We start from the raw sequence: 9,210 nt of genomic DNA on the forward strand, positions 1-9,210 counted from the left end.
ACTATAAACAGTGATGAATTTAAGTAAGAAATAAGGTGGTTATCTGTCGTGGCAATGACAAATCAAGAAAAATTTAGAGTGCTTGCTGACCAAATCAAAATTTCAAATCAACTTGATCAAGAAATTCTTGAAAATGGGGAATTAACGCGCGTTGATGTATCAAATAAAAATAGAACATGGGAATTTCAAATTACATTGCCATACTTTCTTTCACATGAAGATTATTTAATCTTTACCAATGCAATCACCGAAGAATTTAAAGAAATCGCAAAAGTAGATTGGCATTTCACGATACAAAATACGAGTAACCAAGATGAACATGCGATCAAATACTTTGGTCACTGTATCGAACATACTGCTTTGTCTCCTAAAGTGAAAGGGCAATTAAAGCAGAAACGCTTAATCATGTCTGGTAATGTTTTAAAAATTATGACTTCAAACGATATTGAAAGAAATCATTTTGACAAAGTATGTAATGGCAGTTTGGTTAAAGCTTTTCAAAAATGTGGATTTGATATAGATAAAGTTGTCTTTGAAACGGATGAGTCAAATACAGACGAAGACTTAGCTTCATTAGAGGCGCATATTCAAGAAGAAGATGAAAAAAGCGCAAGAGAAGCAACTGAAAAAATGGAAAAAATTAAAGCTGAAAAAGCGAAGCAACAAGATAATAACGAAAGTAGCGTTGATAAATGTCAAATTGGTAAACCAATTCAAGTTGAGAATATTAAACCAATCGAATCAATTGTTGAAGAAGAGTTTAAAGTAGCTATTGAAGGGGTTATCTTTGATATTAATCTGAAAGAACTTAAAAGTGGCCGTCACATCGTAGAATTGAAAGTGACAGACTACACAGATTCACTAGTTTTAAAAATGTTTACTAGAAAAAATAAAGATGACTTAGATCACTTTAAAGCATTAAGCGTAGGTAAATGGGTGCGTGCACAAGGACGTATCGAAGAAGATACATTTGTACGTGACTTAGTGATGATGATGTCTGATATTGAAGAAATTAAAAAGACACCTAAACAAGATAAAGCTGAAGAGAAACGTGTTGAATTCCATTTACACACATCTATGAGTCAAATGGATGGCATTCCTAATATTAGCTCTTATGTCGCGCAAGCAGCCAATTGGGGTCATAAAGCTATTGCCGTAACCGACCATAATGTAGTTCAAGCATTCCCAGAAGCGCATAGTGCTGCTGAGAAAAATGGCATTAAAATGATTTACGGTATGGAAGGTATGCTAGTAGATGATGGTGTACCAATTGCTTATAAGCCGACAGATAGAGACTTAAAAGAAGCAACTTATGTGGTCTTTGACGTTGAGACGACAGGGTTATCTAACCAATATGACCAAATTATTGAACTTGCCGCTGTAAAAGTAAAAGACGGCGAAATCATCGATAAATTTGAACGTTTTAGTAATCCGCATGAAAAGTTATCTGAAACGATTATTAACTTAACGCATATCACAGACGATATGTTAACAGATGCTCCAGAAATTGAAGAAGTTCTGACAGAATTTAAAGAATGGGTTGGCGACGCTATATTTGTAGCACATAATGCTTCATTCGATATGGGCTTTATTGATACGGGATATGAAAGACTTGGTTTCGGTCCTTCTACAAATGGTGTTATTGATACACTTGAATTATCTCGTACAATCAATACTGAATATGGTAAACATGGTTTGAACTTCTTAGCTAAAAAATATGGCGTAGAACTTACACAACACCACAGAGCCATTTATGATACTGAGGCAACGGCCTACATTTTCATAAAAATGGTACAACAAATGAAAGAGTTGGGCGTTACAAACCATAAAGATATCAATAAAAAATTAACTAATGAAGATGCTTATAAACGTGCGCGTCCTACGCATGTCACTTTAATTGTGCAAACGCAAGAAGGGCTTAAAAATCTCTTCAAAATTGTAAGTGCATCGTTAGTTAAATATTATTACCGCACACCACGAATTCCGCGTTCATTATTAAATGAATATCGCGAAGGCATATTAGTGGGTACAGCTTGTGATGAGGGCGAACTGTTCACTGCGGTAATGCAACGAGATCAAGCAGAAGTTGAAAAAATCGCGAAGTACTATGATTTCATCGAAGTGCAACCGCCAAAACTTTATCAAGATTTAATTGATCGTGAGTTAATTAGAGATACCGAAACGTTATATGAAATTTATGATCGTATCTTAAAAGCTGGTGAGAGCACAGGTATTCCAGTCCTAGCAACTGGTAATGCGCATTATTTATACGAACATGACGCTATTGCGCGTAAAATTTTGATTGCTTCTCAACCGGGTAATCCATTAAATCGTTCAACGTTACCGGAGGCTCATTTTAGAACGACAGATGAAATGTTAGATGAATTTCATTTCTTAGGAGAAGAAAAAGCCTATGAAATCGTTGTTAAAAATACGAATGAATTAGCAGACCGTATAGATAAAGTTATTCCGATTAAAGATAAATTGTTCACGCCACGTATGGAAGGCGCTAATGAAGAAATACGAGAATTAAGTTATGCCAACGCGCGAAAACTTTATGGGGAAGATTTGCCGCAAATTGTTATTGACCGTTTAGAAAAAGAATTAGCGAGTATTATCGGGAATGGTTTCTCTGTAATCTATTTAATCTCTCAACGTTTAGTTAAAAAATCACTAGACGATGGCTATCTTGTAGGGTCTCGTGGTTCTGTAGGTTCAAGTTTCGTAGCGACAATGACTGAAATTACAGAAGTTAACCCATTGCCACCGCATTACATTTGTCCGAACTGTAAGACAAGTGAGTTCTTCGATGATGGGTCAGTAGGATCTGGTTTCGATTTACCTGATAAGAAATGTGGTACATGTGGTGCAGATTTAATTAAAGAAGGACAAGATATTCCGTTCGAAACGTTCCTAGGATTTAAAGGGGATAAAGTACCCGATATTGACTTGAACTTTAGTGGTGAATATCAACCTAACGCGCATAACTATACGAAAGTATTATTCGGTGAAGATAAAGTATTCCGTGCTGGAACAATCGGTACGGTTGCTGAAAAGACTGCCTTTGGTTATGTAAAAGGTTATTTAAATGATCAAGGTATTCATAAACGTGGAGCTGAAGTGGATCGTCTAGTTAAAGGATGTACAGGTGTTAAACGTACGACTGGTCAACACCCTGGCGGTATTATCGTAGTACCTGATTATATGGATATTTATGATTTTACGCCTATTCAATTCCCAGCCGATGACCAAAGTGCGTCATGGATGACAACACACTTTGACTTCCATTCTATCCATGACAACGTGTTAAAACTTGATATTCTTGGACACGATGACCCAACCATGATTCGTATGTTACAAGATTTATCAGGGATAGATCCTAAGACGATTCCAGTCGACGATAAAGAAACAATGCAAATTTTTAGTAGTCCTGAATCACTAGGTGTGACTGAAGAAGAAATTTTATGTAAAACAGGAACATTCGGCGTGCCTGAATTTGGTACAGGATTTGTTCGTCAGATGTTAGAAGATACGAAGCCGACGACATTCTCAGAGCTTGTTCAAATTTCAGGGTTATCTCATGGTACAGACGTATGGTTAGGTAACGCACAAGAACTAATTCGTTCTGGTATATGTGACTTATCAAGCGTAATTGGTTGTCGTGACGATATCATGGTTTATTTAATGTATGCAGGTTTAGAACCATCTATGGCCTTTAAAACAATGGAGTCAGTACGTAAAGGTAAAGGTTTAACGGATGAAATGATTGAAGCTATGAAAGAAAACAATGTGCCAGATTGGTATTTAGATTCATGTCTTAAAATTAAGTACATGTTCCCTAAAGCCCATGCTGCAGCTTACGTATTAATGGCTGTACGTATCGCGTATTTCAAAGTTCATCATCCTTTATATTATTATGCTGCTTATTTCACTATCCGTGCATCAGACTTTGATTTAATTACAATGATTAAAGATAAAGAAAGCATAAAAAATACTGTTAAAGACATGTATTCTCGCTATATGGATTTAGGTAAGAAAGAGAAAGACGTATTGACTGTATTAGAGATTATGAATGAAATGGCACATAGAGGTTTCCGTATGCAACCTATTAGTTTAGAGAAAAGCCAAGCGTTTGATTTTATCATTGAAGGCGATACATTAATACCACCATTTGTCGCTGTTCCTGGTTTGGGTGAGAACGTAGCCAAACGTATCGTAGAAGCACGTGAAGATGGACCGTTCTTATCAAAAGAAGACTTAAATAAAAAAGCAGGTTTATCACAAAAAATCATTGAGTATTTAGATGATTTAGGCTCATTACCAGATTTACCAGATAAAGCACAGTTATCTATTTTTGATATCTAAAATGTGCAACGTAGCTAAGTAGCTAGTAATTACTAAACTAGTATGTAGCAAGGCTTAGTTTAAATAGCTTAATTTGTTTAATAAATGAACTTGTGATATAATTGCACTGTGTAAAAATTAGACTCAGGCAGAAAGAGTGGGCATATACCCGCTCTTTTCTATTTGCCAAAAAAGGAGGCCTGTATGAGTAAAATAACTGAAGAAGTAGAAACTATCATTTCTCCTGTTTTAGACGAATTAAATTTTGAATTAGTAGATATCGAGTATGCTAAAGAAGGAAAAGATCATTTCTTAAGAATTTCTATCGATAAAGAAGGTGGCGTCGATTTAAATGATTGTACGCTTGCTTCTGAAAAGATAAGCGAAGTCATGGATGAGAAAGACCCAATATCTGAAATGTATTATTTAGATGTTGCGTCTCCAGGTGCTGAGCGTCCAATTAAAAAAGAAAAAGAATATCAAAATGCAATCGACAAACCAGTATTTGTATCATTATATGCTCCAATTGAAGGAGATAAAGAGTGGTTAGGTATCTTGAAAGAGGTAACTGATGATGCAATTACGATGGAAGTTAAAGAAAAAGCTAGAACTAAAAATATCGAAATCCCAAGAAATAAAATTGCAAAAGCACGTCACGCAGTAATGATTTAACGTGATGAGGAGGAATAATTGTGGCAAGTAATGAGTTATTATTAGCAACTGAATATTTAGAGAAAGAAAAGAAAATCCCAAGAGAAGTTTTAATTGATGCCATTGAAGCAGCATTAATTACAGCATATAAGAAAAACTATGATAGTGCTAGAAACGTTCGTGTAGAATTAAACATGGATGAAGGTACTTTCAAAGTTATAGCACGTAAAGAAGTCGTAGAAGAAGTATTTGACGACCGTGATGAAGTGGATTTAAGCACAGCATTAGTTAAAAACCCTGCTTATGAAATCGGCGACATCTATGAAGAAGACGTTACTCCTAAAGACTTCGGTCGTGTAGGTGCACAAGCGGCTAAACAAGCTGTAATGCAACGTTTAAGAGACGCTGAAAGAGAAATTCTTTATAAAGAATTCATCGATAAAGAAGAAGACATTTTAACAGGTGTCATTGACCGTGTTGACCACCGTTATGTTTACGTTAATTTAGGACGTATTGAAGCTGTGTTATCTGAAGCTGAAAGAAGTCCAAATGAAAGTTATATTCCAAACGAACGCATTAAAGTGTACGTAAATAAAGTTGAACAAACAACTAAAGGCCCTCAAATTTATGTATCTAGAAGCCACCCAGGTTTACTTAAACGTTTATTTGAGCAAGAAGTACCTGAAATCTATGATGGAACTGTTATCGTTAAATCAGTAGCACGTGAAGCGGGAGACCGTTCTAAGATTAGTGTGTACTCTGAAAATCCTGACATTGATGCAGTAGGTGCATGCGTAGGTGCTAAAGGTGCACGTGTTGAAGCTGTAGTTGAAGAACTTGGCGGAGAAAAAATTGACATCGTTCAATGGAATGAAGATCCTAAAGTGTTCGTGCGTAATGCATTGAGCCCATCACAAGTACTTGAAGTAATTGTTAATGAAGATAACCAATCTACAGTTGTAGTTGTACCTGATTATCAATTATCTCTTGCTATCGGTAAAAGAGGTCAAAACGCACGTTTAGCGGCTAAATTAACTGGTTGGAAGATTGATATTAAATCAGAAACTGATGCACGTGAAGCTGGCATTTATCCTGTTATTGAATCAGAAGAACAAGCTGATGAAATCGTTATGACAGGCGACGAAGATGTAGAAATCGATGATGTTAATTTAGAAGAATCTAATTTAACAACTGCTGAATTAGCAGCTGAAATTGATGAGCCTTCTGAAGAAGAAGCTTCTGAAAATGAAGAAACAGAAGAAACATTTGAAGATGTAGAACAAACAGAAGACGAGAAAGAAAATAAAGACGTTTAAGCACAAAATTGGGGTGAGTAATTAATAATGAAGAAGAAAAAAATTCCAATGCGCAAATGTATTATTACTAATGAAATGCGTCCTAAAAAAGAAATGATTCGCGTTGTTATTAATAAAGAAGGCGAGATATTTGCTGATGGTACAGGGAAACAGCAAGGAAGAGGCGCATATGTTTCAAAAGATGTTAAAAGTGTAGAAGAAGCTCAAAAAAAAGGCGTACTTGAGAGATATTTTAATGAAAATCCTGAAAAATTAGACCCAGTCTACAAAGAAATTATCAGATTAATTTATAGAGAAGAGATTCCTAAATGACCAAAGAAAAAATATTTAATTTTTTAGGGTTAGCTATGAGAGCTAGAAAAGTTAAAGCAGGAGAATCTGTATTATTAACAGAAATTAAAAAACAAAATGTTAAATTGGTTATTTTAGCTTCTGATGCTTCTGAAAACTCTATAAAAAACATACAAAACAAATGTGAAACATATCATGTTCCATTTAGAATTTTCGGTACGAGAGCAGAATTAGGCCAATCTTTAGGCAAAGCAGAACGTGTAAATGTTGGAGTCACTGACTCAGGGTTTGCTAAAAAGCTTAAGTCTATGATTGATGAATATTGTAAGGAGTGATTATATGAGTAAAAAAAGAATTTATGAATATGCGAAAGAATTAAACGTGAAAAGTAAAGAGATTATCGATGAGTTAAAGAAAATGGACGTGGAAGTATCTAATCACATGCAAGCGCTAGAAGACGATCAAATCAAAGTGCTTGATAAGAAATTTAAACCACAACAAAGTGCTAATAATGATAAACAAACTACTCAAAATAATCACCAAAAACAACAAAGTAACAACAATAACAAGAAACAAAATAACAAAGGAAACGCTAATCCTAAAAACAATAAAAATAACAAAAACAATAATAAAAATAAAAACAACAAAAATAATAAGAACAACAAGAACAATAATAAAGGAAATAAAAATAAACCAGCAGCTGAACCTAAAGAAATGCCATCAAAAATCACTTATGAAGAAGGCATTACTGTTGGTGAATTAGCGGACAAATTAAATATTGAATCATCAGGCATCATTAAAAAATTATTCTTATTAGGTATTGTAGCGAACATTAACCAATCTCTAGATGAAGAAACGTTAGAATTAATTGCTGATGACTATGGCGTAGAAATTGAAAAAGAAGTAGTAGTTAATGAAGAAGATCTTTCAACTTACTTTGATAACGAAGAAGACGATCCAGATGCAATTGAAAGACCAGCTGTTGTAACTATCATGGGTCACGTTGACCACGGTAAAACAACATTACTTGATTCAATTCGTCATACAAAAGTAACTGCTGGCGAAGCTGGTGGTATTACGCAACATATCGGTGCATACCAAATTGAAAATGCTGGTAAGAAAATTACTTTCTTAGATACTCCAGGACACGCAGCTTTCACTACAATGCGTGCACGTGGTGCTCAAGTTACTGACATCACTATCTTAGTAGTAGCAGCAGATGATGGTGTAATGCCTCAAACAATTGAAGCGATTAACCACGCTAAAGAAGCGAATGTACCTACAATCGTTGCAGTTAACAAAATCGATAAACCAACTGCTAATCCAGACCGCGTTATGCAAGAATTAACTGAATATGGTTTAATTCCTGAAGATTGGGGCGGCGACACAATCTTTGTTCAATTATCAGCATTAAGTGGCGATGGTATCGATGACTTATTAGAAATGATCGGTTTAGTAGCTGAAGTTCAAGAATTAAAAGCTAATCCTGATAAACAAGCTGTTGGTACAGTAATTGAAGCAGAATTAGATAAATCACGTGGTCCAGCAGCGTCATTACTTGTACAAAACGGTACATTAAATGTTGGTGATTCAATCGTAGTAGGTAATACGTATGGACGTATTCGTGCTATGGTAAATGACCTTGGTCAAAGAATTAAAACTGCAGGTCCATCAACTCCAGTTGAAATCACAGGTATTAATGACGTACCTTTAGCCGGTGACCGTTTCGTTATTTTCAAAGATGAGAAACAAGCGCGTCGTATCGGTGAAGCACGTCGTGAAGCAAGCGTGATTCAACAACGTCAAGAAAGTAAAAACGTTTCATTAGATAACTTATTTGAACAAATGAAACAAGGTGAAATGAAAGATCTTAACGTAATTATTAAAGGTGACGTTCAAGGTTCAGTAGAAGCCTTAGCCGCTTCATTAATGAAGATTGATGTTGAAGGCGTAAACGTACGTATCATTCACACTGCAGTAGGTGCTATCAACGAATCAGACGTAACATTAGCTAATGCTTCAAATGGTATCATTATCGGATTTAACGTTCGTCCTGATGCTGGTGCTAAACGTGCTGCTGAAGCTGAAAATGTAGATATGCGTCTTCACCGTGTCATTTACAACGTTATCGAAGAAATCGAATCAGCTATGAAAGGTTTATTAGACCCTGAATTTGAAGAACAAGTAATCGGCCAAGCTGAAGTACGTCAAACATTCAAAGTATCTAAAGTTGGTACAATCGCAGGTAGTTACGTAACTGAAGGTAAAATCACTCGTAACGCAGGCGTACGTGTTATCAGAGATGGTATCGTATTATTTGAGGGTGAATTAGACACATTAAAACGCTTCAAAGACGATGCTAAAGAAGTAGCACAAGGCTATGAATGTGGTATTACAATTGAGAAATTCAACGATATCAAAGAAGGCGACATTATCGAAGCCTTTGAAATGGTAGAAGTTGAAAGATAATAATCGAAATATTATTTTTAGACTATCAATTAAGTGGAAAGCTTAGTTGATAGTCTTTTTTTATCGTCATTTGTTGAATTCTATATAGTTTCAAACTATTAATTAAGTCTTATTTATATTTTAAGATTATTAAGTAAAT

6 protein-coding genes are annotated in these 9,210 nt (G+C 35.2%); all 6 read left to right on the top strand.

Going from position 1 to position 9,210, the window contains the following annotated elements; all coding sequences use genetic code 11:
- The first annotated feature begins 54 nt into the window (after positions 1-54).
- The 6 genes from CD127_RS03760 to infB all read left to right on the top strand — a co-directional run bounded on the left by CD127_RS03760 (position 55) and on the right by infB (position 9,071).
- Entirely contained in the window at positions 55-4,365 is a 4,311-nt protein-coding gene (locus tag CD127_RS03760; protein ID WP_103296965.1) for a PolC-type DNA polymerase III, read from the top strand.
- A gap of 183 nt (positions 4,366-4,548) precedes the next feature.
- Entirely contained in the window at positions 4,549-5,016 is a 468-nt protein-coding gene (gene rimP, locus CD127_RS03765; RefSeq protein ID WP_103296955.1) for a ribosome maturation factor RimP, read from the top strand.
- Between the two features lie 20 nt (positions 5,017-5,036).
- Positions 5,037-6,311 (top strand): transcription termination factor NusA, encoded by a 1,275-nt coding sequence (nusA, locus tag CD127_RS03770; protein ID WP_103365817.1) that lies wholly within the window; start codon positions 5,037-5,039, stop codon positions 6,309-6,311.
- A gap of 27 nt (positions 6,312-6,338) precedes the next feature.
- Positions 6,339-6,623: an RNase P modulator RnpM gene (rnpM, locus tag CD127_RS03775; protein ID WP_103296959.1), complete on the top strand. Its 285-nt coding sequence runs from the start codon at positions 6,339-6,341 to the stop codon at positions 6,621-6,623.
- Positions 6,620-6,937, top strand: coding sequence for a YlxQ family RNA-binding protein (locus CD127_RS03780; RefSeq protein WP_103296961.1), 318 nt, complete (start codon positions 6,620-6,622; stop codon positions 6,935-6,937). Before rnpM ends, CD127_RS03780 begins: the two co-directional genes overlap by 4 nt.
- 4 nt (positions 6,938-6,941) lie before the next feature.
- Positions 6,942-9,071: a translation initiation factor IF-2 gene (gene infB / locus CD127_RS03785; protein WP_103365818.1), complete on the top strand. Its 2,130-nt coding sequence runs from the start codon at positions 6,942-6,944 to the stop codon at positions 9,069-9,071.
- The last annotated feature ends 139 nt before the right edge of the window (positions 9,072-9,210 follow it).

Source organism: Staphylococcus petrasii (genome assembly GCF_002902565.1).
Lineage (GTDB): Bacteria > Bacillota > Bacilli > Staphylococcales > Staphylococcaceae > Staphylococcus > Staphylococcus petrasii.